Source organism: Cellvibrio sp. ATLC23, assembly GCF_057196725.1.
Genome location: NZ_JBXUOS010000015.1, coordinates 34,408 through 56,724, shown reverse-complemented (window position 1 = coordinate 56,724; position 22,317 = coordinate 34,408). Strand labels below are relative to the sequence as shown.

Annotated in this window: 24 protein-coding genes; 8 read left to right on the top strand and 16 right to left on the bottom strand. The window is 49.2% G+C overall.

What is annotated here, in order from left to right:
- Nucleotides 1-222: 222 nt before the first annotated feature.
- From AC2CG4_RS19170 to AC2CG4_RS19130, 9 genes are all read right to left on the bottom strand, one after another.
- Nucleotides 223-2,292 carry a TonB-dependent receptor gene (locus AC2CG4_RS19170; protein WP_484487794.1) on the bottom strand — a complete coding sequence of 690 codons (2,070 nt, stop codon included), beginning with the start codon at nucleotides 2,290-2,292 and terminating at the stop codon, nucleotides 223-225.
- A 10-nt stretch (nucleotides 2,293-2,302) separates the two neighbouring features.
- Nucleotides 2,303-3,418, bottom strand: coding sequence for a HupE/UreJ family protein (locus AC2CG4_RS19165; protein WP_484487793.1), 1,116 nt, complete (start codon nucleotides 3,416-3,418; stop codon nucleotides 2,303-2,305).
- A gap of 2 nt (nucleotides 3,419-3,420) precedes the next feature.
- On the bottom strand, nucleotides 3,421-4,569 hold the full coding sequence (locus AC2CG4_RS19160; protein WP_484487792.1) for a tetratricopeptide repeat protein: 1,149 nt from the start codon (nucleotides 4,567-4,569) through the stop codon (nucleotides 3,421-3,423).
- 159 nt (nucleotides 4,570-4,728) lie between these two features.
- The gene (locus tag AC2CG4_RS19155; RefSeq protein ID WP_484487791.1) at nucleotides 4,729-5,232 is read right to left on the bottom strand and encodes an Ig-like domain-containing protein; all 504 of its coding nucleotides are present in this window, start codon (nucleotides 5,230-5,232) and stop codon (nucleotides 4,729-4,731) included.
- A gap of 10 nt (nucleotides 5,233-5,242) precedes the next feature.
- Nucleotides 5,243-6,832 (bottom strand): DUF4331 domain-containing protein, encoded by a 1,590-nt coding sequence (locus AC2CG4_RS19150; RefSeq protein WP_484487790.1) that lies wholly within the window; start codon nucleotides 6,830-6,832, stop codon nucleotides 5,243-5,245.
- A gap of 153 nt (nucleotides 6,833-6,985) precedes the next feature.
- Nucleotides 6,986-7,834 carry a BRO-N domain-containing protein gene (locus AC2CG4_RS19145; RefSeq protein WP_484487789.1) on the bottom strand — a complete coding sequence of 283 codons (849 nt, stop codon included), beginning with the start codon at nucleotides 7,832-7,834 and terminating at the stop codon, nucleotides 6,986-6,988.
- Between the two features lie 110 nt (nucleotides 7,835-7,944).
- Nucleotides 7,945-8,643, bottom strand: coding sequence for an anti-sigma factor (locus tag AC2CG4_RS19140; protein WP_484487788.1), 699 nt, complete (start codon nucleotides 8,641-8,643; stop codon nucleotides 7,945-7,947).
- Nucleotides 8,640-9,179 carry a sigma-70 family RNA polymerase sigma factor gene (locus AC2CG4_RS19135; RefSeq protein WP_484487787.1) on the bottom strand — a complete coding sequence of 180 codons (540 nt, stop codon included), beginning with the start codon at nucleotides 9,177-9,179 and terminating at the stop codon, nucleotides 8,640-8,642. Before AC2CG4_RS19135 ends, AC2CG4_RS19140 begins: the two co-directional genes overlap by 4 nt.
- Before the next feature lie 170 nt (nucleotides 9,180-9,349).
- Nucleotides 9,350-9,649 carry an antibiotic biosynthesis monooxygenase family protein gene (locus tag AC2CG4_RS19130; protein WP_484487786.1) on the bottom strand — a complete coding sequence of 100 codons (300 nt, stop codon included), beginning with the start codon at nucleotides 9,647-9,649 and terminating at the stop codon, nucleotides 9,350-9,352.
- 185 nt (nucleotides 9,650-9,834) lie between these two features.
- Here AC2CG4_RS19130 and AC2CG4_RS19125 point away from each other — a divergent pair, with 185 nt between their 5' ends.
- Entirely contained in the window at nucleotides 9,835-10,107 is a 273-nt protein-coding gene (locus AC2CG4_RS19125; protein ID WP_484487785.1) for a CsbD family protein, read from the top strand.
- 71 nt (nucleotides 10,108-10,178) lie between these two features.
- The gene (locus AC2CG4_RS19120) at nucleotides 10,179-10,367 is read left to right on the top strand and encodes a hypothetical protein (protein WP_484487784.1); all 189 of its coding nucleotides are present in this window, start codon (nucleotides 10,179-10,181) and stop codon (nucleotides 10,365-10,367) included.
- Nucleotides 10,368-10,421: 54 nt separating this feature from the next.
- On the opposite strand, the gene AC2CG4_RS19115 is transcribed toward AC2CG4_RS19120, so the two are convergent.
- From AC2CG4_RS19115 to AC2CG4_RS19105, 3 genes are read right to left on the bottom strand one after another with little or no spacing between them, the layout of a single operon-like run.
- On the bottom strand, nucleotides 10,422-11,015 hold the full coding sequence (locus tag AC2CG4_RS19115) for a YggT family protein (RefSeq protein ID WP_484487783.1): 594 nt from the start codon (nucleotides 11,013-11,015) through the stop codon (nucleotides 10,422-10,424).
- A 57-nt stretch (nucleotides 11,016-11,072) separates the two neighbouring features.
- A complete protein-coding gene (gene proC / locus AC2CG4_RS19110) occupies nucleotides 11,073-11,894 on the bottom strand; it encodes a pyrroline-5-carboxylate reductase (RefSeq protein WP_484487782.1) in 822 nt (273 codons plus the stop codon).
- Nucleotides 11,895-11,917: 23 nt separating this feature from the next.
- Nucleotides 11,918-12,616 carry a YggS family pyridoxal phosphate-dependent enzyme gene (locus AC2CG4_RS19105; RefSeq protein WP_484487781.1) on the bottom strand — a complete coding sequence of 233 codons (699 nt, stop codon included), beginning with the start codon at nucleotides 12,614-12,616 and terminating at the stop codon, nucleotides 11,918-11,920.
- Nucleotides 12,617-12,690: 74 nt separating this feature from the next.
- Here AC2CG4_RS19105 and AC2CG4_RS19100 point away from each other — a divergent pair, with 74 nt between their 5' ends.
- Nucleotides 12,691-13,725, top strand: a complete 1,035-nt coding sequence (locus AC2CG4_RS19100) for a type IV pilus twitching motility protein PilT (RefSeq protein WP_484487780.1) — start codon at nucleotides 12,691-12,693, stop codon at nucleotides 13,723-13,725.
- A 77-nt stretch (nucleotides 13,726-13,802) separates the two neighbouring features.
- Nucleotides 13,803-14,948, top strand: coding sequence for a PilT/PilU family type 4a pilus ATPase (locus AC2CG4_RS19095; protein ID WP_484487779.1), 1,146 nt, complete (start codon nucleotides 13,803-13,805; stop codon nucleotides 14,946-14,948).
- Between the two features lie 66 nt (nucleotides 14,949-15,014).
- Here the strand turns inward: AC2CG4_RS19095 and ruvX are convergent, their stop codons facing one another.
- The 4 genes from ruvX to gshB all read right to left on the bottom strand — a co-directional run bounded on the left by ruvX (nucleotide 15,015) and on the right by gshB (nucleotide 18,054).
- On the bottom strand, nucleotides 15,015-15,437 hold the full coding sequence (gene ruvX / locus AC2CG4_RS19090) for a Holliday junction resolvase RuvX (protein ID WP_484487778.1): 423 nt from the start codon (nucleotides 15,435-15,437) through the stop codon (nucleotides 15,015-15,017).
- Between the two features lie 39 nt (nucleotides 15,438-15,476).
- Nucleotides 15,477-16,070 carry a YqgE/AlgH family protein gene (locus AC2CG4_RS19085; RefSeq protein WP_062058192.1) on the bottom strand — a complete coding sequence of 198 codons (594 nt, stop codon included), beginning with the start codon at nucleotides 16,068-16,070 and terminating at the stop codon, nucleotides 15,477-15,479.
- Nucleotides 16,071-16,134: 64 nt separating this feature from the next.
- Nucleotides 16,135-17,058 carry an energy transducer TonB gene (locus AC2CG4_RS19080; RefSeq protein ID WP_062058189.1) on the bottom strand — a complete coding sequence of 308 codons (924 nt, stop codon included), beginning with the start codon at nucleotides 17,056-17,058 and terminating at the stop codon, nucleotides 16,135-16,137.
- Nucleotides 17,059-17,100: 42 nt separating this feature from the next.
- Nucleotides 17,101-18,054 (bottom strand): glutathione synthase, encoded by a 954-nt coding sequence (gshB, locus tag AC2CG4_RS19075; protein ID WP_484487777.1) that lies wholly within the window; start codon nucleotides 18,052-18,054, stop codon nucleotides 17,101-17,103.
- A gap of 348 nt (nucleotides 18,055-18,402) precedes the next feature.
- On the opposite strand from gshB, the gene pilG reads away from it, so the two are divergent.
- The 4 genes from pilG (at nucleotide 18,403) to AC2CG4_RS19055 (ending at nucleotide 22,280) form a co-directional block, all read left to right on the top strand.
- Nucleotides 18,403-18,798, top strand: a complete 396-nt coding sequence (pilG, locus tag AC2CG4_RS19070; RefSeq protein WP_007639219.1) for a twitching motility response regulator PilG — start codon at nucleotides 18,403-18,405, stop codon at nucleotides 18,796-18,798.
- Between the two features lie 162 nt (nucleotides 18,799-18,960).
- Nucleotides 18,961-19,323, top strand: a complete 363-nt coding sequence (locus AC2CG4_RS19065; RefSeq protein WP_310068988.1) for a response regulator — start codon at nucleotides 18,961-18,963, stop codon at nucleotides 19,321-19,323.
- Nucleotides 19,324-19,451: 128 nt separating this feature from the next.
- Complete coding sequence (locus AC2CG4_RS19060) at nucleotides 19,452-19,994, top strand: chemotaxis protein CheW (RefSeq protein WP_484487776.1); 543 nt, start codon at nucleotides 19,452-19,454, stop codon at nucleotides 19,992-19,994.
- A gap of 126 nt (nucleotides 19,995-20,120) precedes the next feature.
- Complete coding sequence (locus tag AC2CG4_RS19055; RefSeq protein ID WP_484487775.1) at nucleotides 20,121-22,280, top strand: methyl-accepting chemotaxis protein; 2,160 nt, start codon at nucleotides 20,121-20,123, stop codon at nucleotides 22,278-22,280.
- The last annotated feature ends 37 nt before the right edge of the window (nucleotides 22,281-22,317 follow it).

Here is a 22,317-nt window from a genome sequence, read left to right as displayed (position 1 = left end):
GAAATAACCAGCATAAGGTTACATAATAATTTTTATGCAGACATTAAAGCGGAAAACTACGCCAGTGACTAGATCTTGAGCAGTGAGTGGTCACTTCAGATGGCTAAAAGGTGGGAGATTGCTACTTTGTGAAACATTTGGCGCCAGTGCATACCACCTGGTAGTGCCAATTTGCACACCGGGTGGTATCTATTTAGTGACCAGGGAGGGAAAGATCCTTGATCAGAACGCGACTTGCAAATTGAATCGCACACTGCGCGGTTCTACCGGATGGAAGTGCAAATCTTCGACGCCCTCGCTCGCTTCGCCAGGCAAGCGGGAGGAATAAAAATAATCTATATCGTGGTCGGTGCTATCGAACAGGTTGAGAATATCGAGCCCCACAGACCACTGCTGCCAGCGATAACCCAAACCGAGATTCACCACTTGGGTCGCCCCGGATGGTTGCTGGTCAAAACTGTCCAGCACTCGCGCGGCAAAATGGCGATAGCGCAGCGCGCCGTGAAAACCGGTTGCAGCGGGCGCATAGCTAATCCCGGCACTGGCAACAAACGGCAGGGAGCCATCTACATATTTTCCCTCCTCCAATTCATTGCCGATAAACCGCGAGCGAGTCCAAGCCAGTTCGGTATCGATACTCCAGCCCTGCGCAAACCAAAAATAACTCGCGACTTCAATCCCGGAACGCTCAGACGCGCGGCTCGCTTCGGTATTACCTGCATCCCCCACAAACAATAATTCTGAGTCCAATTGCAACACCCAGAGCGACGCCGAAATACTGTAGCGATTGTCATCAAATAATTTTGCGCCAACTTCAGCACCTTGCGAGCGGGATAACAGATCCACTGGCTCACTCAACTCACCGGTTACTGGATCTACCACAATGGTTGCACCGCGCGCATCATTTGAATGAAAACCTTGGCCGAAATTGACATAGGTTTCCAGCTGGTCGTTGATGCTGTAACTCAAGCCACCTTTAACATTGGTCATCCCATCCGAAGCATCACCCGAATTTCGCATAAAATCACTTTGCACATCGACAGTGAGATAATCATGGCGTACACCTAAATGCGCGCGCAATTTTTCGCTCAGTGTAATTTCACTTTGCGCAAACAGCGCGAGCGAGGTTTCATCAATAGCATCAACCCGTGTTGCCGACAAACGTTCACGCGCGCGGGTTTTGTATAAACCCACTGCATCAATTTTATCGTGACGAATTTGTATGCCCACTTTATTGGTGATTGCGTAGCCCGCTAGATTGGCTTGCCAATTACGTACGATTTCGCCACCCATTAATTGGCGATCATCCACTTGTTCAAACTCATCGCCATTGACGGGATCATCCAGAAAATAGGTAAAGTTGGAAAATAAATTTAAATTCGAATCGACTAGATAGCCGCTAATCGCCCACTGCTGATTTATCCATTGGCTCGATACACTGTAGCGGCTGGAATCACCACCTACATCCGTATCCAGCGAACCCAACGCATCAATCACACCTTGGCCTACTGCGCGCTGCGGAATTTGATCCGCGGAATTCCAGCGATTGCGATAGCCCATCGCAGTCAATGAAAAGTCGCCACCGCCAAACCGCGATGAATAACGCAGCAGCAAATTAGTTTTGTGTACGTCCTCGTCGATATCAGCCCAAGGGCCAGAGTAAGTTTGCGCCTCTGCGCCCAACACTAACTGCCCTACCGCGAAATCAATTTGAGAGGCCGTATAAAAACGCTGATAAGCGTTCTCGCCCGCAGTGATGCTCAGGGTATTTTTATCGAGTGTATTTTTTAACGAAAACTGCGCTGCGCCCGCACCGGAAAAATCCCCGACCTCGGCATAATATGGGCCTTTGCGATAGGCAATATCCTGAATCAATTCCGGAATAATAAAATTTAAATCAGTGTAACCCTGCCCGTGCCCGTGGCTGCGCATATTGACTGGCATGGCATCCACCGAGGTTGCAAAATCAGTGCCGTGATCCAGATTAAACCCGCGCAAAAAATATTGATTGGCTTTGCCGGAACCGCTGTGTTGTGTCACTACCATGCCCGGAACAAACTCCAGAATTTCACCAGTGCGGGATACCGGGCGATTTTCAATATCAGCGCTGCCGATCATACCTTCTGCTGCCGAAATACTGGAGCCCAATAGATCCATGCGACGGCCATATACACTGACCGTTTCCACCATGGCTATTTCGTTTTTGGGATACACAACAGTATTAGCATTTGTGTAAGGGACCAGCAATGGCACAATACTGAATAAAATTAAACTTGCACTGATACTGCGCATAATTTTTTCCTTAACTGAAAATTCGTTCAACAACCCATTGCATGGCGACTAAAGCAATCACAATCGATGTACCCGTTAGCGCATAGCGTGCGTACCAGATTTGTTTGCGCAACAAAATAAGCACCGGTAACAACAGTAAAACGATGGCCATTTGCCCTATCTCCACACCCAGATTAAATGCCAACACACTCAATATCTGTTGGTCGGCGGGCAAACCTAATTCGCCCAACACACCCGCAAAACCCATACCGTGCAATAAGCCAAAGGCGAAGGTAAGCCAGCCAAGGCGCACAACCACCGGGAAAACATTATTGAGCGTTACCAGCAATACCGACACCGCAATGCTAACTTCCACCCAGCGGCTGGAAAAATGTAAGAAACCTAATGCAGTAGCACTCAGGGTGATGGAATGGGCGAGCGTAAATGCAGTCACCATCCAAGTGGTATTGATAACAATGCGTTTTACATTCGCTTGCGCAAACCATTGATGGCCACGGCGAACCAACACGCAGGTCAACAAGAGAGAGAGTAAAAATAAAATATGATCCAGCCCGATCCAGATGTGCACCATGCCTTGGTAGACAAATTCCGTAAATGTTGTCCATGCATTACCTGCAGCTGTATCCCATTGAATCTTACGCTGGTTGTCGCTCAACACACGGCTGCTAGAGGCAGATTTACTGTGCAAATTAAGTAGCAATTTATGTTCAGCATCTTCTTTGAAAAATGCACTGTACGTCACTTCAATTTCACCACTCAATGCACACTGAGCCCGAATTGGAATCATCAAATAGGATTCATTAAAATGCGAATCAATTTTCCACTCTTTACTTAACACCTGTGTGCATTTACTGGCGCCGCGACTAAACAATAATTGACTGGAGAGATATTGATTCACCACACCTGCGCGAGCTTGCAATTCCTGCCAGCGTAATTTTCCATCGCCATCAACATCGACACCTATGGCTTGTTCCAAATCATAGAGACGCACTTGCCATCCTCCAGTTAGCAGACCTTTTTCATTTAGGTTCAGTGTGGCGTAAGCAGTGCTTAGTTGGTGTGCCGATGCAGATACTGCAGACAAAAGAGTAAAGACGTTGAATATTATTAAGACGAGCATACGCATAATTATGCTCCCGCCTTTTCGACAGCGGTTGTTACAGCAGCCGCCTGCTGCGCACGCAGCAATAATTGTCTATCGCTGGCTTCGCGCGCCTGCTGCCAATTGCGTTCTGCCCAATGCAAGGCTTTTTGAGTATCAGGCGCGACATCCAAATAATAGATAGTGAGGTCGGCCGCATGTGCTTGGTCATCGCGCAGTTCACGCAACTCTATACGCTCGCGCACTTGCGCTTGCCACTCGTCTCCACTTGCAAGATTTTTTTCCGCGATGGCAAGACGCACTAGTAGAGCATCATCTGCTACGGTAGTGGTATTAATCAACGACGATACTTCATCCATCACCTGCTGATAATTTTTTAACGCGAGGTGGGCATCTGCCCATTGCACCCACACGCTGAGCGAATTTTTGGTTTTTATTGGAGTTAAATAATTCAGTGCCGCTTGAGGATTCTCTAAGCGCAACGCCATATCAGCAAGTATTTGTGATATCCATACACCGCGCTCGTCCGACGGTAAACCTTGGCTGTTAACAATTTGTTGCAACTGCTCGTAACTTTCACTCAATTCTTTCGCACCGGCAGTACTGGCAGTACCGACACCACCATGAGCACCACGCGCTTCCAACGTACAAGCACTTAGCGTTAACAGATCAGCGTGACCCAATAAACGCATACAAATCGCTTGTGCGGCGATGGCGTCACCTTGAATTAACTGCAAGCGCACCGCGAGCAAATTTGCGGTGAGGTTATCCGGCTGCTGCGCGAGTATTTTTTGCAACACGTCTAGTGCAACACCAAATCTATGTTGATGTTGTTGCACTTGCGCCCAGGCGAGTAACAGTGAAGAATCCTGTGTATTTTTTTCAATGAAGGGTTTTAGCAAAGCTTCAACTACACCATATAGACGCGACTGACCTGGCTGCGCAGCCTGAATCAAATATTGATTTGCCAAACTCACTACGCTGGTAGGATCTTGCGGTTGCAAGCGCTGTTGTGTTTGCACAGAACTGGGGGAAGTCGGCGTAGCAATAGTCCACTGCGCAATAATCTGTTGCGGATCTGTGGGTGTATAAGCTTCTGCGAATACACAGTGACTGAGAATAGGCCCGACGCATGCGCCAGCCCACAGAAATACATTTTGTAATGGTTTTTTCATTTTTTTACACCCGCTGCAATATCAGCTATTCAAAAAGTTGTCGTTAACGATTTAAATCGTTTTTTAATTAATCGCAGCATTGCCAGCCGCTGATTTTTTATTTTTCGTGGGGAAAAAGCCCACCATCCGTTGCGGGCGTTAAGCGTAAACCGCGTGTGCTTATTGCATTAACAGATCATCAAATGCAGTTTCATCGGTGACATCCTGCGTCACTGTGCGACTGTTGAGCGATAGTGGTGTATCACTCTGCATTTGATTAAACGCTTTACGTGTATAAGCACTCATATCAACGGCTAATAAATCAATCGTGATATTGACCGTTGCAGCGGGAGACGTTGCCTTGCCATCGGAAACAATAAAGCTGAATTGATCCGTTCCAACCACATCAGTATTCGGTGTGTAGGTGTAAGATCCATCGGCTTGCACCATCAGCATGCCCTGTGTGGGCTGTGCAGATACGATGTAAGTCAACATGTCTTGATCAGCATCGCTGCCCATTAATTTTCCGGTTAGCGGTGTATCAGCTTGAGTCATGACACTCACGCTCATCGCTATGGGCGACGTGTTCAGTTTTGGCGGTGGCGTTTTCTTTTTGTCGCTACCGCCGCATGCACTAACCAATACCGCAATGCTTAAAGAAATTGCCAGAGTTTGAAGTTTCATACAGGCCTCCTTAATTTGAACCAGAAATCGGGTCAGCCAAATAAGGGAACATGTTTTTCATCATGCTGGCGTTAAGTGGTGCACCATCAGTGAAGGGAACATTGCCTACATTGGCATCTTCGGGCTTACACAAACCCAAATCTGTATCCACACCGCCGACGGAAATTGGATAACACAAACGGCCCATCACCACGCGCAATGCAATATCCACCACATCATCACCAGGGCGGCGACCATTGGGGAAACCGGCAAGGTCATTACCGGCAACACCAAATGCGCTTTGGTCCATTTGCGCAGTGGCAGCAATGCCAGTATTCAAACGCAACATTTCAGACGGAGTAACGGTCTTTAATTGATTTACGCCAGGGAAACCAGTGAGGAATGCGGTCACTAAATCCATACGTGGGAAATTAGTGGGTGCAAGCGTAGGAAGATTGGCGCCGAGTGTGGTGTTCACTGCATCTTTAAATAAAATATTTAATAATTCCGGCAGCGATGGGTGAGTTACATAATCGGCAAACTGACCATCGCTTTTTGGTTCCGCAGACGAGAAGCGATCTTTATCTTTTAAACCGATGACCAATTCATTCACTAACGGAGTACCCAAACGCGAAACCTGGGTGAGCGCGCCACCATTCACTTCGGTTTTATTAAACGAGGCTTGCGGATTTAAAATGCGCGCTTGTGGCAAGCTCGCCGTTGTCCAGCTACCGATCACACCATTACCGCTGCCAACCAAACAGGCTTTCGGAATTTCTAGCGCAATTGCGGTGACATTTTTATCGACCAGATTATCGTTCATTGCCGATTGCGTAATACCGCCGGGGAAACCACCGCCGTCACCAGCACCGGGCGCGCTATCGCCTTCAACGGGAACATAATTGACCAAGTCAAATGTTTTGCCGAGGTTCACTACGAAGGGGTCTTTACGTTGGCCAACAAATACGCGGCCATTGGTGTTACAACCGGGAATTGCAATTTCGTACACAAAACTATTGGCATAGCTTGCGTAACCAGCGGGTGAGGTGAAGGTTTTATTGCCGATATAATCGAGCGGCTTTTTAAACGTGGTGCCCATGCCCGACGCCATGGCAACATCCATACGGGTGCCAGTTTTGCGATCGCCACTACGCACTTTAATGTTGTAGCTCTCGCTAAAATTTACGGCGGACATATCGCTTGCGCTGATACCGCCCACATTTTTCAACGGCACTGCGACAGCGCGGCTATTACCTTCCGGGCCTACCGTCAATTTCACGCCTTCACCGCCAGCAAGTGCCTGACTAAAACGAAATTCAAACGTCAGATCTTCTACTGCATCACCGGTGTTATCCACATGAATGCTGTAAACCGCGTGAGGATCCATCGCGAAATAATTGGGGCCGCCGTAAGCATCTTGCAGCGGAATATAGTTGGCGATCAAAGTGACAAAATCAGCACGGCCTGGCTCATAACTATTGAACGCATAAAAGTCCGTTGAATCGAGAGCGGGTGAGCGGGTGATATTCGGTGCTTCGCGGTGACTGGATGCAAAACAGCCGGTAGCGAGCAAGCTCGCGCAGAGGGTACCGATTACAGCTGATAAGTATTTATGTTTCATCGTTGACTCCATGGGTTTAGGTGACTTACATCAACCAAACGGCTCAACTGGAGTTTTGGATTCAACTTTTTGTGATTATTTTGATATTTAGTAAATATATTTTTTATGGGGATAAAAAACCCCGCGTGATGCGGGGTTGAGGGAATTTAGAAACTACTCTTCAGTCGGTTTGGATTCTAGTGTCTTGATAGCGGGAGGTAAAAAATTAGTCTCCGTAATAACCGACTTTCCGGTTTTTCGCTCCAAAGATTTGCGCGCCTGTTTAGCAATACCGCCGCCCTGGGTTGCGGCAACTTTGTTTTCATCAATACCCGTTGCGTCTTCTGCTTCCGCAATTTGCCTCGTAGATAATTCCGCAAGTGCGGTAAAAATCAATTCCGCTTCGCTCATATGATCGCGCAGATTTTGGTATTCAAGGCCTTTTAACACCTTATGCTCTTTGATATTTACCTCGGCCCACTCGCGATGAATGATATTGGTCAAAATAGCAAATTCGTCGCCTTTATTAATGCCATGAGTTGCCCAGTAATCAGTTAGCTTGTTCCGCGTCTCTTGACCGGTCATACGTTGCTGAATCCATTTCTCGCTGCGCCCCTGCTGCTGCCAAGTTTCACGGGCACGATTCAGCGATAAGCTTGGATCGGACATTTCTTGCATCCGCTCATACCCTACTTTTGCCAACCATAGTTTGATGGGCTCAGCTTTGGGGCTGGGGATAGATTGCACTAAACGCAGTAAAGTTTGAGCGGTAGCAACATCCGTCAGGTACTTTTTACCATCTGCAGCGGGTAATTTCAGTCGGTGACAATTTGTCACCGACTGACTGCTCTCTTTGTTAAGCCGCTCTTTTAGCTTGTTCCAATATTTGCGCGCGGTTTGATAATCGGCCTGCTGGGTCAGCACCTGGACCACATCAATCACCGAAAACCACCAAGTTTCGGTTGCTTCGTCATAAACGCGACGAATTGGTTTTCCATCAAATTCAGTCGGTAAAATTTTCATCTATTAACATCCTGTAACCTGTTAGCTCATCTAAAAATTGCCCGGCAGATGGTATTTGGTCACTTGCCGGGCAATAGGGAAGTCTAACTTTTTTGTCCCTTTAAAAACACTTAGATCGCCACCAGTTCCGCCGTATACAACACCGTCGTCGGCTGGCCATTCGGCGATCCGCCCAGCGGTTCCAAACTCACCGCGAGCGCGGCGACTTGCAGCTGATCAAACAGCACTGAGCGCGGCAAACTCAGCTTGCCCTGTTTGGGTAACAAACCCAGTGAAATAGGCGGGCGACCATCGGCGGCGACCATCCACAATTCGTAGTCCTGATTATCCAGCGCTTTGAACTTATCGGTTGCGGTGACGAGCAATTGATCGTCGCGCAGTTCAATCAACCACAGTGCCTGAGCCTTTTCACTTTGCACTACGGCAATTTGCCCCGGCATTACTGGATCAACGGGCTGTAGATTCACCAGCAGCACCGCCATAAGGATTGCAGCGGCAGCGGATAAGCCTGCCAACCATTGCAACCCGCGCGGTTTGCGCTGCGGCAAACTCACGACATTGGTGCCGGCGGTGGGAGCGATAAATCCTAACCGCATCTGGATTCGCTCCCATACCTCTGGCGCTGGCTGTACCTCTGGCAGCGCACCGCCCAGCTCGTTTAAGCGACTCTCCCAATGCCAGAGCGTGCGCCGCAGGCTGTTATGTTGCATCAGTAAGCGCTGGAAACGCACCCGTGCTGAACCATGCAAACTGCCTAATACATACTCGGACGAAAGCGCGTGTTGTCGTTCATCAGTTAAATAGTTCATGCTTCGATACACCTCTTTAAACGTTCCAGACCACGACGAATCCAGGTTTTAATGGTGCCCAGTGGCGTCGCCATTTGATCGCAAACCTCCATATGGGTGAGGCCGCGAAAGTAAGCCAGTTCAATTGCCTGACGCTGACTTCCCTCAAGGCCATCCATGCAGTGGTCGATTTTTACTCTGTCGCGCTGCTCATATAGCTCCTGTTCCGGGGTTTGATCGTGGCTGGCTTCCTCTAGCTGGTCATCGCTGGTTTCGCGGCGGCTTTTGGTGGCGCGCAGCATATCCAACGCACGATAGCGCACTATGCTAATCATCCAGGTTAACACCGTGCCCTTTTCCTGCTGGTAATCGCCGGCGTTGTGCCAGATTCGCACAAAGGCTTCTTGCACAGCCTCTTCCGCCAAATCGCGCCGCCGCAACATCTGCAAACTCACGGCATATAACTTGGCAGAGGATTGTCGATACAAATCGGCAAACGCCAACTTATCGCCCTGCGCGGTGGCGCTGAGCAAGTAGATAAAATCATCATGTTCCATAGGTATGCTCGTTGTTATGGTTTCTTTTAAGCCCCTGTACTCCGACAGAATAGGGCGCGTACAACTGCTCTACGGTTCAAGATAGATTTTGGATTCATTATTTTGATAAATAGGCAGCCAAGGTTAACTGAGCCTAGACGCCAAGGAAGAACAAAGAAAGGCAACGATAGCTATCCCGCAAGGGGGAAATTGTAAGTGCGTAACACCTCAACCACTTCTACTTTATACGATTTATACCAGCGCGCCCTTCCCTGCTGTTGCGCTTGCAGATGGGCGGCATTTTGCTGCCAGTATTTGATGTGGTCGAGACTCGGCCAATAGGATATTGCTATTTCACGACTACCTTCGCTAGTGGCGACAAAATCAAGGCAGCCATACTGCGTCATCGCCAACTCGCGCAGCTGTTTAGCCGCCGCAAAATACTCCTCATCAAGCTGTGCAACTTCAGCGTGAAAAATGACTGCATACATACTGATTCCTTTTGAAAAAAACCTCAGCGGTTGTAATTTTTTCAACACTATACCATTTAAAAAATAATTAAATTCTTTTTAAAAACAACAACATAAATATTGGCATCTTGCTTGCAATCTTCAACTTACCACCGGATGTTCAGTGACTTTTATTAACAGCAACTGAGTTGTTGGAAATAAACAGTATGGTGAACGCAATCGATAGGGACATTCATCAACATGCCAATATTTTTAACCTGACTATTGAGGAATTTTTTATGAACAGTGACATAGTAGAAGGAAAATGGAAGCAGATGAAAGGCTCTATTCAAAAAAAATGGGGCGACATTACAGATGATGATTTTGATCGTATTAATGGTAGTCGCGAACGCTTTGTTGGCGTACTGCAAGAGAAGTACGGCAAGACCAAAGATGAAGCCAAAAAAGAAATTGATGCCTATTTGGACGCGCGCCACTAACACAACAATTTTACTTGGAGCTGTTACCGCTCACGGATGAGCACCACTCAATTAACTATGAGGGACAACCAATGAATCCAGCAACATCAAAAGCAAAACTTAAAAAACAAGGCTTGCCTAAAGGCTTCAGCACTGGCCGCGATGACCAAGATGATTTTTTATTTCATCATGAACACCTCAGTCGCCCAAAAGAAAAACAGGGTAAACGCCGCTTTAAAATTCAACGCGAAATCGATGACTACCTGTCATCGCTTCATTGAACATGCTGAGTTTTGTCTTTGGTAAGCTTCTGCGCACGCTAACCGGCGGCAGACTTACCAATAACCCAACACCAACTGCGGATATACACCCACAGCATTAGCCAAACGCGCAATCAACATATTGACGATTTGCAAACCGAGCAAAATAATGATCGGCGATATATCCAACACGCCGCCCAGTGGCGGGATAATTTTGCGGATTGGAGCAGTAAGTGGATTAATGATTTGATTGGCAAGCATTAGTAATGGGTGACTGCTAAATGGCGCAATAAAACTGCCAATAATGCTAATAATCATGCACCAGAAAAATATACTGGAAATGATAGTAAGCGCACCCACTATGCCCCACACAATGATCGGCAGCGGATTCAAAATTAACCCGGGCGCCCCCGCGATCATCGACAAAATTGTAGTGGCAAGCAGTTGCACCAAAATAATGAGCACGATTGATGCCGTATCAACCCCCAACACACTGGGAATAAATTTGCGCAGAGGTTTTAGCATTGGCATAGTGATTTTGACTATGGCTTGCGAAACAGGGTTGTAAAAATCGGCGCGCACTAGTTGCAGTAAAAAGCGCAAAATAACAATCACAAGAAACAACGACATCAGGCTATAAACAATTAAATGCAAAATGTTGGCGAACATGAATATCTCCGGTGATTTATTTCAATAACAAGTGCAATGCAAAATAGCTTACGCGATTTATTTGCCCAAGAGTTCAGACAGTTCCACGGCGCGATTGGAACAGGCACTCATGGCTTTTAACACAGTCCCACGCAGTTGATCTTGCTCAAACGACAAAATGGCCTGCTCAGTAGTTCCCTTGGGTGAGGTGACACGGCGGCGCAATTCGGCTACATCCAGTTCACTTTCTTTGGCGAGCATGGCGGCGCCCAACGCCGTTTGCAAGGTTAACTCAGCTGCGCATTCGCGCGTTAAACCCAGTTCAACACCCGCGTCGATCATCGCCTCCATCATAAGAAAAAAATACGCTGGTCCGGAACCGGAAACGGCGGTGACCGCGTTTAATAAATTCTCATCGTCCAGCCATTGCACTATACCAACCGCGCCGAGAATTGCGTTGGCCGCCGATTTTTGTGCATCGCTCACCAAACTATTGGCAAACAATCCGCTGGCACCGGCGCGCAATTGCGATGGTGTATTAGGCATACAGCGCACAATTGCCTGATCTTCACCCAACCAGCTGGCGATACTCGCGGTGGTGATACCTGCCGCAACCGAAATAATCAGCGGTTTATGGGTCAAGGATTCGCGCAAACCGAGCGCAACTTCTTTTAGCATCTGCGGCTTTACCCCCAGCACAATCACATCGGCATTCGCCGCGGTTGCAGCATTATCGGTGCTAATCGCAATACCAAATTCATTAGCTACTTTATTGAGCGTTTCCAAACGCGGACCTGCGGCGCTGATTTGTGCGGCGGTAAAACCTTCCGCCAGCAAACCGCCGATAATCGCCTTGGCCATATTGCCCGCGCCGATAAATGCAATCTTGGATGTCTTCACACTAAACCCTTAACGTTAAAAAATTATCGTTTTGCGCTGGAGCGCGCGCCAAATATATCGGTGCCAACCCGCACAAAGGTTGCGCCTTCAGCAATGGCAGCGTCCATATCGCCGGACATGCCCATCGACAAGCAATCGAGGCTGTAGCCCTGCGCATTCAACTCATCGCGGGCGCTGCGCAATTTGGCAAAAGCGGCGCGCTGCTGGGTTGGGTCGTTAGTCGCAGCGGGTATGGCCATCAAACCGCGCAGCTTTAGACGCGGCAACTGGCCTATCGCCGCCACTAATGCGGGCAATTGTGCAAGGCTAACACCTGACTTGGTGGTTTCATCGTCTATATTTACTTGCACACAGATATTCAGTGGCGGCAGCTCTGCGGGGCGCTGGTCATTCAGGCGCTGGGCGATTTTCAACCGGTCGACCGAATGTACCCAGGCAAAGTGCTCCGTTATTGGGCGCGTCTTGTTGGATTGAATGGGGCCGATAAAGTGCCATTCAATCCCCGCCAGTGCGTGCAGAGCGATTTGTTTGTCGAGTGCCTCCTGCAGGTAGTTTTCACCAAACGCGCGCTGCCCCCAAGCGTAAGCTTCGGCCAAGGCTTGTGCAGGCTGGGTTTTACTCACCGCGATCAACTGCACAGTTTGCGGATTTCGTCCGGCGGCATTAGCGGCTTGATGAATTCGTGCGGTGACTTTCGCGAGCTGGTCGTCTATCTTGTGCATATTCCGTTTTCTTAAAAATCTCTGTAATTGCCCACAAGGTCTGCGCTGCAGACGAATAACAAAAGGTTGCTCTGATGGATATCACCGAACTCCTGGCCTTTAGCGCCAAACAAGGCGCGTCTGACTTGCACCTCTCGGCGGGTCTGCCGCCGATGATTCGTGTCGATGGCGATGTGCGCCGTATCAACCTGCCGCCGATGGAGCACAAGCAGGTACACGGTTTGATTTACGACATTATGAATGACAAGCAGCGCAAGGACTACGAAGAATTCCTGGAAACTGACTTTTCCTTTGAAGTGCCCGGTGTGGCGCGCTTCCGGGTGAACGCCTTTAACCAAAACCGCGGCTCTGGCGCCGTATTTCGTACCATTCCCTCCAAAGTACTCACTATGGAAGAGCTGGGCATGGGCAATGTGTTCCGCGATATCTGCGCGGTACCGCGTGGCTTGGTGCTGGTGACCGGGCCGACCGGTTCAGGTAAATCCACTACCCTCGCGGCGATGATCGACTACATCAACGACAACAAATACGAACACGTACTGACCATTGAAGACCCGATCGAATTTGTACACGAATCAAAAAAATGTCTGGTCAACCAACGTGAAGTACACCGCGACACCCACGGCTTTAGTGAAGCGCTGCGCTCCGCACTGCGGGAAGACCCGGATATTATTCTGGTAGGTGAGATGCGCGATTTGGAAACTATTCGTTTGGCACTCACCGCCGCTGAAACCGGCCACTTGGTATTTGGCACCCTGCACACCACCTCTGCGGCCAAAACCATCGACCGTATCGTGGACGTATTCCCCGCGAACGAAAAATCCATGGTGCGTTCGATGCTGTCGGAATCGCTGCAAGCAGTAATTTCGCAAACACTGATGAAGAAAAATGGCGGTGGCCGGGTGGCAGCGCACGAAATTATGCGTGGCACAGCGGCGATTCGTAACCTGATCCGTGAAGACAAGGTGGCACAGATGTACTCGGCAATTCAAACTGGTGCATCGCTTGGCATGCAGACCATGGATCAGTGTTTGGCTGATTTGGTGTCACGCCGTATCATCAGCCGCGAGGCCGCTAAAGGCAAAGCCAAATTTCCCGAGAATTTTTAATCAAACATTCTGGGAAATATCTCATTTTGTTTCCTATTTGCAGCACAACGTTTCAATAATTTTTAAGGTGCATTGTTATGGATTTTGATCGGTTATTATCCTTGATGGTAGAAAAGGGCGCGTCGGATTTATTTATTACTGCCGGCGTACCGCCCTCGATCAAAGTCCACGGCAAGGTGGTGCCTGTCACTGCCACACCACTGGCACCAGAAAAAGCACGCGAGCTGGTGCTGAGTGTGATGAACGAAAAACAGCGCGCAGAATTTATCGATAAAAAAGAATTGAATTTTGCGGTGAGCGCACGCGGTATTGGCCGCTTCCGTGCCAGCGCCTTTTATCAACGCAATTTGGCCGGCATGGTATTGCGCCGGATTGAAACTAAAATCCCTGCGCCCGATGATTTAGGCCTGCCAGAAATTATTAAAGAGTTGGCAATGACCAAACGCGGCCTGATTATTTTTGTGGGTGCGACCGGTACCGGTAAATCGACTTCACTCGCCGCCATGATCGGCCATCGCAACCAAAACTCCAAGGGCCATATCATTTCAATTGAAGACCCGATTGAATTTATCCACCAACATCAGGGTTGCATTATCACCCAGCGCGAAGTGGGTATTGATACTGAATCTTTTGAAGTCGCGTTGAAAAATACTTTGCGCCAGGCACCCGATGTAATCCTAATCGGCGAGGTGCGCTCACGCGAAACCATGGACCACGCGATTGCATTTGCGGAAACTGGTCACCTATGTCTCTGTACACTCCATGCCAACAACGCTAACCAAGCGCTCGACCGGATCATTCACTTTTTCCCTGCTGATCGCCATCGCCAATTGTGGATGGATTTATCGCTCAACTTAAAAGCGATTGTGGCGCAACAATTAATTCCCACACCGGATGGCAATAGCCGCCGCGCTTGTTTGGAAATTATGATCAATACCCCGCTGGCGCAGGATTTAATTCGCAAAGGTGAAGTGTCAGACTTGAAAGAATTGATGAAGCGCTCGACTGAGCTGGGCATGCAGACCTTTGACCAAGCGCTTTATGCACTTTACGACAACGGTGAAATTACGTACGAAGATGCGTTGTTGCACGCCGACTCACCTAACGATTTGCGTCTGATGATCAAACTCGGCTCGGAAACCGATGCGAGTTATTTGTCCCACGCGGCTGATAGCTTGTCGATTCAAAGCGATGAGCAAAACAATCGCGGTAAGATGTTTTAATAATATATTCCGCTCCATAAAAAATGCCGGAAATCATCCGGCATTTTTTATGGCTTTATTCAAATATTATTGCGGTTGATTGCGCTCCATCCAACTCTCCAAAATTAATCGCGCAGCAATTGAATCGACCGGATTATTTTTGTAATCGTGCGAACCGCCGCGCTCCATCACTTCACTTTTTGCTTCAAAGCTACTCAGGCGTTCATCCACCATCTCTACTTTCACGCCAAAACGACCATGCAAACGGTTGGCGAATTTACGCGCGCGCGCGCTGAGTTCACTTTCACTGTCGTCCATATTTAGCGGCAAGCCAACCAAAACCAAATCAGGCTGCCAATCTTTTAATAATTTTTCAATTTGATTCCAATCCGGAATGCCATCTTTAGCTTTGAGTGCAACCTGTGAATTGGCCGAGCGAGTGATGGTTTGACCAGAAGCGACACCAATATTTTTGGTGCCGTAATCAAAGGCAAGCAGAGTTTTAATCATAGGGTTACAAACAGATTTAAGTCTCGCGGATCTAACACACTAAGCGTGGCCAGCGGTACTGGAAATTAAATTGACATCAATACCCAACGCCAGCGCTGCCGATGTCCAGCGCTCTTCAAACGGCGTATTGAAAATAATGTTTTTATCGGCAGGTACGGTCAACCAGCTATTGGCGGCGATTTCCGCCTCCAACTGACCTTCACCCCAACCCGCATAACCCAGCGCGATCAAGCACTGCTTGGGGCCGCGGCCTTCAGCAAGGGCGGCAATAATGTCGCGCGAAGCGGTGAGGCTAACGTCGGGAGAGATTTCCAGCGTAGATTGCCATTTGGCTTCATTGCTGTGCAGCACAAAGCCGCGCTCGGGCTGCACCGGCCCACCACTCATGACAATCTGGTCGCCCTGGTCAGAAAGGTCATCCAAATCCATCTGCGAGAAGATTTCTTTCAGCAGCATAGGTGTGGCGGTATTGATCACCACCCCCATGGCACCCTTGTCGCTGTGCTCACAAATGTAAGTCACTGTGTGGGCAAAGGATGAATCGTTTAAACCCGGCATGGCGATCAAAAAATGGTCGCGCAAACTGCCGGGGGTAAGCTCATCGTAATCATTAAAAGTGATTTTTTCGTTCATGGATTTAGTATGAGGCCTTACGAAGGTAAAACAAGCGAGTGGGCTAAATTAATTAGCCTATTATTCAGTTGGCGGACGTGGTAATAGTTGAGTTTTTGCCAGTAATCTCAAAATTCCAGGTGCGAATAATCTGCAGACGGTCGGCGTGCTTGCGAATTTCGGCCGGAAATGTCGCAAACGGGGCTGCCAAGCGCACAATTTGCCGCGCGGCATCATCGAGAATGCGCTGTCCCGAAGATTGCAGCACTTTGATTTCATAAATAGTGCCGTCGGGATTAATCACCACCGATAAACGCAAGTGACCGGTGATATGACGGCTTAACGCTTCCTTGGGATAGTTGCGGTTGCCGACCTGCTCAATTTTGGCGCCCCACTCATGCAAGTACTTGGCATCAAAGGATTCTTTAGTCGAGACTGAGGTAAGTGTACGCACCCGTGGCCGCTTGGCGTATTCCTGCCGCTGCTTATCCAACTTGGCTTGCAAACTGGCAATTTCGGACGAGATTAGCGGCTGATCTTCAGTTAACCCTTCCAGCACTTCACGCTCTTCTCGCTCATCTGGATTTAATTTTAACTGGGTGGTTTGGGTGCTTTTGGCGGTGGTTGAGAGCAGCTGTTGCTCTTTGATTTTCTTGGTGGATGCGGCTTGTTGCTGTGGCACCGGATTCACCTCACGCACTTGGGTATCGGCAAATTCAGCCTGTTTCTCGGCAGTAAGCTGCTTGGCCTCATCCAGTGTGCCGCTCGCCTCTTGATTGTGCTGCGCCAGAAAATCGGCATTCTCTGGCGCTTTCAGCGATTTATGAGTCGCCAAAGTAATTTCAATTGTTTGTGACTTATTACTGTGATCAGGCAGCTTAAAACTAAACCCCAATATCAGGAAAGCGTGCAGAGCGATCGCCAAAAATAAAGTAAAACTCAGCCGATCGCCGGTATCAACCGGCGGCACGGCTAGGGTTTCTTCTTCCAAGGCAACGGCCTGATTCATTCGCTCTACTCTGTTATTCAACGGGTCAGCCATTGGGGCTGATTAATGCGCCGCTAATTTACGCTCTATGGCATCAATTAGCCGTGACCCAATTCCCGTGTTGTAGGCCTTATCGATTTCTCGCGCACAGGTGGGGCTAGTGACGTTAATCTCGGTCAAATAATTACCGATCACATCCAAACCGACAAATAGCAGGCCCTTGGCTTTGAGCGTCGGCGCCAGCTGCTCGACTATCCAGTAGTCCTGATCGGTCAATGGCTGAGCCACACCACTTCCGCCCGCCGCCAGATTACCACGTGTTTCACCTTGGGCAGGAATGCGCGCCAAGCAGTAGGGAACTGGCTCGCCATCGACCACCAAAATACGTTTATCGCCCTCGCTGATCGCCGGGATATAACGCTGCGCCATAATGCTCTGGCTGCCAAATTCCGTCAGGGTTTCCAGAATTACACCGACATTGGGGTCATCCTGACGACAGCGGAAAATACGGCTGCCGCCCATGCCGTCGAGTGGTTTAAATATCACATCGCCATGGCTGCGGTGGAAATCGCGCAGGCGCAGCATGTCGCGGCTAACCAAGACCGGCGGGCAACACTGGGGAAATTGGGTGGCGAAAATTTTCTCGTTGCAATCGCGCAGGCTACGTGGATCGTTTACCACAAGTGCGCCCTGATTCTGCGCAGCTTCAAGAATATAGGTGCTGTAAATGTATTCGTTATCGAAGGGGGGGTCTTTGCGCATGATGATCACATCCAGATCACCGAGCTTTTTATCTTCGTGCAATCCCAACTCAAACCAACTATCGCCATTGTCGGCGACAAACAGGTTGCGGGTATTTGCCCGCGCCTCGCCCTGCAACAAATAAAGATCGCGCTGCTCCATGTAATGCAAATCCCAGCCGCGCTCCTGTGCTGCAAGCAACAGCGCCAGAGTCGTATCTTTATAAAATTTGATATCCGCGATAGGGTCCATTACCACGCCGAGAGAGATTGCCATAGCGATTGCCTAGATTAGATCAACAGAAAGTTATGCAGCAGAAGCGCAAATAAATTGCCGGACTCTGTGCGGCGGGCTAAAGTTAAGTCCTGAGGGCAATTAAAGCAAGGTTATTACCGACAGATTATTCCGCTCTAAAAAATTCAAAATCGGAATAGATTACTCATATATTCAACTAGTTATGGCATAACCTTAAAAACTGTGTTAAAAGTTCGTTTTCACTGGTGGCGTTATTTTGACGCCGATTTTAATAAGTGACTGCAACACAAGCTTCAAGCGTTACTCAAGTTTCACCAACCAACGTGTATATCTGGCAACTACGGCAATAACAAAAGGCAAGGTCAGAGTATGGAAGTAACTTACGAAAGCCTCAAAGTGATGGTTATCGACGATAGCAAAACCATCCGGCGCACGGCTGAAACACTGCTCAAAAAAGCGGGCTGCATGGTCATCACCGCCACCGATGGTTTTGATGCTCTGGCAAAAATTGCCGATACCCGCCCTGATATTATTTTTGTGGACATCATGATGCCGCGCCTCGACGGCTATCAAACTTGTGCCCTGATCAAAAATAACAGCGAATTCAAGACCACTCCGGTCATCATGCTATCCAGTAAAGATGGTCTGTTTGACAAAGCCAAAGGTCGCATTGTTGGCTCCGATCAGTACCTCACCAAACCGTTTAGCAAAAGCGAGTTACTCGGCGCTATCGAAGCGCACGTCAAGCATTTAAAAGCCTCTTGAATATAAACGTATCCCAGATACGCTTAGTGGGGGTTTTGACTGTTACTAACGCGCTACACGCTCCCGGTGTCACCTGAGTAATAGTCTGGATCGACATCCAAAGGACTGTTTAACACTCACCGCATCGCCTGCGGAACAATTATTCGTTTTTTTGGAGCATTTATGGCCAGAGTATTGATTATTGACGATTCGCCAACCGAGACTTACAAGCTCACTAGCATGCTGGAAAAGAATGGCCATGTGGTCATGACCGCCGACAACGGCGAAGCAGGTATTGTGATGGCGCAAAAAGAGCTGCCCGATGTTGTCCTGATGGATGTTGTTATGCCTGGCCTCAACGGCTTTCAGGCAACCCGTCAATTGTCAAAAACCCCTGAAACCGCTCACATTCCCGTTATTATCGTTACCACTAAAGACCAGCAAACCGATCGTGTTTGGGGCATGCGCCAAGGTGCAAAAGCTTATTTGTCTAAACCGATTACACAAGAAGTGTTGATGGCCGCGATGGCCGAAGTATTGCGCTAACCAAAGGATAAGTTCACAAGCTACAGGGATGATAGAGACAATAACAACAAGCATCATCACTGACCATTGATTAAATCGGCTTTATGTTGAGCCCTGAGTGTTGATGCGCGACAGTTACGGATAGATTTATGTCAGAACCCCAGGCCGCCTTTCAGGCCCTGCTCACATTGGCACAGCGCAGCCGCGCCGCTGCACGCGGTCTGCCCGCACAGGCGGATATACGCCCCCATTGGAGCGGTATCGGTTTTGCGCTGATGGGCAGCTATTTTGTAGTGCCTATTGGTGAAATTTCAGAAATGCTGGAAGTACCCAACCACACCCATTTGCCCGGTGTGCAACCTTGGGTAAAAGGCGTTGCCAACGTGCGCGGCCGGTTGTTACCACTATTTGATTTGGCGATGTTTTTTGGCGATCGACTAGGCGGTACACGCAAACACCGCCGGGTATTGATATTGGAAACCGAAACACTCTACTCCGGCCTTATCGTCGACCAGGTGTTTGGCATGCAACACTTTCCCATGGATGAATACAGTGAACAGCCCGGTGCTGTAGCAAGCTCTATTTTGCCATTTGTTACCGGTAGTTATCCTCAGGGAGGGGAGCGCTGGTCGCTGTTCCGTCCTGCCCTGCTGGCGGAAGATCCGCGTTTTACTAATGCGGCAAAAGCGTAGCTTATAGATAGACCACAACCATTACGCCCAAATGTTAGATTGAGAGTCAATTTGAAGTTTTTTACCTAGTGTGAAAAACGCAGTGGATAGAAAAAATAAAACCGAACGCTGGTTAGGAGTGCTTAGATGAAAACTGATTCAAAGATTGCCGCCTTCAAAGCAAAACCGACGACTATTATCGCTGCGGTCTTGCTGGTGGTTTCATTTGCCGCTGCAATGGTACTGTTGTTCCTGATCAACCAGGGCAAGAGCAACGACCAGCGCTATCTGCAACAGGCGGGCGACTTGCGTGCGCAAGCCTATCGATTGACCTCGCTCTCACGCGATGCCACCTCGGGCGATGAAAAAGCTTTCGGTGAACTGACCGGCGTGGTGCAGAGCATGGGCGGCACTTGGGATATGCTGCGCAACAGCGACGAGCGCACCCAAAAAACACTGAGCTCTGAGTTCGACAACTTTGGCGCTATCTGGAACCGGGTAAAAACCAACGCCCAGGCAATTGCGACCAACAAAGACCTGATTGTATCGCTCAACAACGTGGGTAATACCCTGAACGACAACCTGCCGACCCTGCAGACTGAACACAACAATATCGTAGATATCTTGCTCGAATCCGGCGCACCTGCAGACCAAGCGATTCAAGCCCAGCTACTATCCTGGCGCGCCGAGCGTATCGGTCGTAACGTAGATAAAATGCTGCGCGGTGACGCCGACTCAGGTGATGCTGCCGATCAGTTCAACCGCGACGCTAACTTCTACGCCCGCGTACTTACTGCAATGAAAGACGGCGACCCTGCCCTGCGTATTACCCGTGTATCTGACCCTCAAGCGCGCGCCAGTCTCGAGCAAATTACCACCCTGTTTGAAGGGGTGAACAAATCGATCCAAGAGATGGTTGAAGGTTCAACTACCCTGACCCGCGCCCGTCAGGCATCTGATGCACTGCTGAACGATACGCCACAACTGCTGCAAAGTCTGGCAGTTATTGCCGATAAGATTTCAAATCAGGCCGATAGCCGCCCGCTCATCAATAACACAACAGTTATTATTTTGGCCGCAATAACTCTCGGCTCGTTATTCTTCCTAGGTTTCAACCAGTACATGGGCGCCCGTAAACGCGCTGACGAAACCGCCGATACCAACGAACGCAACCAAACGGCGATTTTGCGTCTGCTCGATGAATTGGCCGACCTCGCGGACGGTGACTTGACCACTACTGCAACCGTAACCGAGGACTTCACCGGTGCGATTGCTGACTCTATTAACTTCACCATCGACCAGCTGCGGATTCTGGTAGCGCGAATCAACGAAACCGCGGTAAACGTATCGGCCGCTGCGCAAGAGACCCAGCAAACTGCATTGCATCTCGCTGAAGCATCTGAACACCAAGCGCAAGAAATTGCCGGTGCATCGGCGGCGGTAAATGAAATGGCCGTGACCATTGACCAGGTATCTGCCAACGCCGCCGAATCGGCAGCGGTAGCGGAACGCGCGGTATCTATCGCCGGCAACGGCGCTAAAGTGGTACAAAACACTATCCACGGGATGGATACCATCCGCGAGCAGATTCAAGACACCTCCAAACGTATTAAGCGCCTCGGTGAATCGTCACAAGAGATCGGTGATATCGTAAGTTTGATTAACGACATTGCCGACCAAACCAACATCCTCGCACTTAACGCAGCAATTCAGGCATCTATGGCCGGTGACGCAGGCCGCGGGTTCGCGGTGGTAGCGGACGAAGTTCAACGCCTTGCGGAACGTTCCGCTGCGGCAACCAAGCAGATTGAAGCGCTGGTAAAAACCATTCAGAACGATACCAACGAAGCGGTAATTTCGATGGAACAAACCACTTCTGAAGTGGTGCGCGGTGCACGCCTCGCACAGGATGCGGGTGTGGCACTGGAAGAAATTGAAAACGTATCGTCAAGCTTGGCGGAATTGATCCAGAACATTTCCAACGCGGCACGCCAACAAGCATCATCGGCGGGTCACATCTCTAACACGATGAATGTTATTCAGGAAATTACTACCCAAACCTCTGCCGGTACCTCCGCTACCGCTCAATCGATTGGTAACCTTGCCGAGATGGCACTCGACCTGCGTGAATCCGTAGCCGGTTTCAAACTGCCAGAAGAGGATATGTCGGAAGGTCGCGCCAATGCCGCGCGCCAAGCCATGGCCACCACTCCGGCGATGGAGTTCGACAGCAACGCTGAAGTGATCGATCTGGACGACGAACTGTTGCCTGACGACGACATTTTCGCCCAAACCTCAAAAGCCTGATAAACAAGTGATGCCAGCCCCGCTGGCATCACAGCCA

What these genes read in the sequence shown, in the direction of transcription:
- AC2CG4_RS19170 (WP_484487794.1), bottom strand. Translation starts at nt 2,292, where the DNA reads ATGCGCAGTATCAGTGCAAGTTTAATTTTATTCAGTATTGTGCCATTG.
- AC2CG4_RS19165 (WP_484487793.1), bottom strand. Translation starts at nt 3,418, where the DNA reads ATGCGTATGCTCGTCTTAATAATATTCAACGTCTTTACTCTTTTGTCT.
- AC2CG4_RS19160 (WP_484487792.1), bottom strand. Translation starts at nt 4,569, where the DNA reads ATGAAAAAACCATTACAAAATGTATTTCTGTGGGCTGGCGCATGCGTC.
- AC2CG4_RS19155 (WP_484487791.1), bottom strand. Translation starts at nt 5,232, where the DNA reads ATGAAACTTCAAACTCTGGCAATTTCTTTAAGCATTGCGGTATTGGTT.
- AC2CG4_RS19150 (WP_484487790.1), bottom strand. Translation starts at nt 6,832, where the DNA reads ATGAAACATAAATACTTATCAGCTGTAATCGGTACCCTCTGCGCGAGC.
- AC2CG4_RS19145 (WP_484487789.1), bottom strand. Translation starts at nt 7,834, where the DNA reads ATGAAAATTTTACCGACTGAATTTGATGGAAAACCAATTCGTCGCGTT.
- AC2CG4_RS19140 (WP_484487788.1), bottom strand. Translation starts at nt 8,643, where the DNA reads ATGAACTATTTAACTGATGAACGACAACACGCGCTTTCGTCCGAGTAT.
- AC2CG4_RS19135 (WP_484487787.1), bottom strand. Translation starts at nt 9,179, where the DNA reads ATGGAACATGATGATTTTATCTACTTGCTCAGCGCCACCGCGCAGGGC.
- AC2CG4_RS19130 (WP_484487786.1), bottom strand. Translation starts at nt 9,649, where the DNA reads ATGTATGCAGTCATTTTTCACGCTGAAGTTGCACAGCTTGATGAGGAG.
- AC2CG4_RS19125 (WP_484487785.1), top strand. Translation starts at nt 9,835, where the DNA reads ATGGTGAACGCAATCGATAGGGACATTCATCAACATGCCAATATTTTT.
- AC2CG4_RS19120 (WP_484487784.1), top strand. Translation starts at nt 10,179, where the DNA reads ATGAATCCAGCAACATCAAAAGCAAAACTTAAAAAACAAGGCTTGCCT.
- AC2CG4_RS19115 (WP_484487783.1), bottom strand. Translation starts at nt 11,015, where the DNA reads ATGTTCGCCAACATTTTGCATTTAATTGTTTATAGCCTGATGTCGTTG.
- AC2CG4_RS19105 (WP_484487781.1), bottom strand. Translation starts at nt 12,616, where the DNA reads ATGCACAAGATAGACGACCAGCTCGCGAAAGTCACCGCACGAATTCAT.
- AC2CG4_RS19100 (WP_484487780.1), top strand. Translation starts at nt 12,691, where the DNA reads ATGGATATCACCGAACTCCTGGCCTTTAGCGCCAAACAAGGCGCGTCT.
- AC2CG4_RS19095 (WP_484487779.1), top strand. Translation starts at nt 13,803, where the DNA reads ATGGATTTTGATCGGTTATTATCCTTGATGGTAGAAAAGGGCGCGTCG.
- ruvX (WP_484487778.1), bottom strand. Translation starts at nt 15,437, where the DNA reads ATGATTAAAACTCTGCTTGCCTTTGATTACGGCACCAAAAATATTGGT.
- AC2CG4_RS19085 (WP_062058192.1), bottom strand. Translation starts at nt 16,070, where the DNA reads ATGAACGAAAAAATCACTTTTAATGATTACGATGAGCTTACCCCCGGC.
- AC2CG4_RS19080 (WP_062058189.1), bottom strand. Translation starts at nt 17,058, where the DNA reads ATGAATCAGGCCGTTGCCTTGGAAGAAGAAACCCTAGCCGTGCCGCCG.
- gshB (WP_484487777.1), bottom strand. Translation starts at nt 18,054, where the DNA reads ATGGCAATCTCTCTCGGCGTGGTAATGGACCCTATCGCGGATATCAAA.
- pilG (WP_007639219.1), top strand. Translation starts at nt 18,403, where the DNA reads ATGGAAGTAACTTACGAAAGCCTCAAAGTGATGGTTATCGACGATAGC.
- AC2CG4_RS19065 (WP_310068988.1), top strand. Translation starts at nt 18,961, where the DNA reads ATGGCCAGAGTATTGATTATTGACGATTCGCCAACCGAGACTTACAAG.
- AC2CG4_RS19060 (WP_484487776.1), top strand. Translation starts at nt 19,452, where the DNA reads ATGTCAGAACCCCAGGCCGCCTTTCAGGCCCTGCTCACATTGGCACAG.
- AC2CG4_RS19055 (WP_484487775.1), top strand. Translation starts at nt 20,121, where the DNA reads ATGAAAACTGATTCAAAGATTGCCGCCTTCAAAGCAAAACCGACGACT.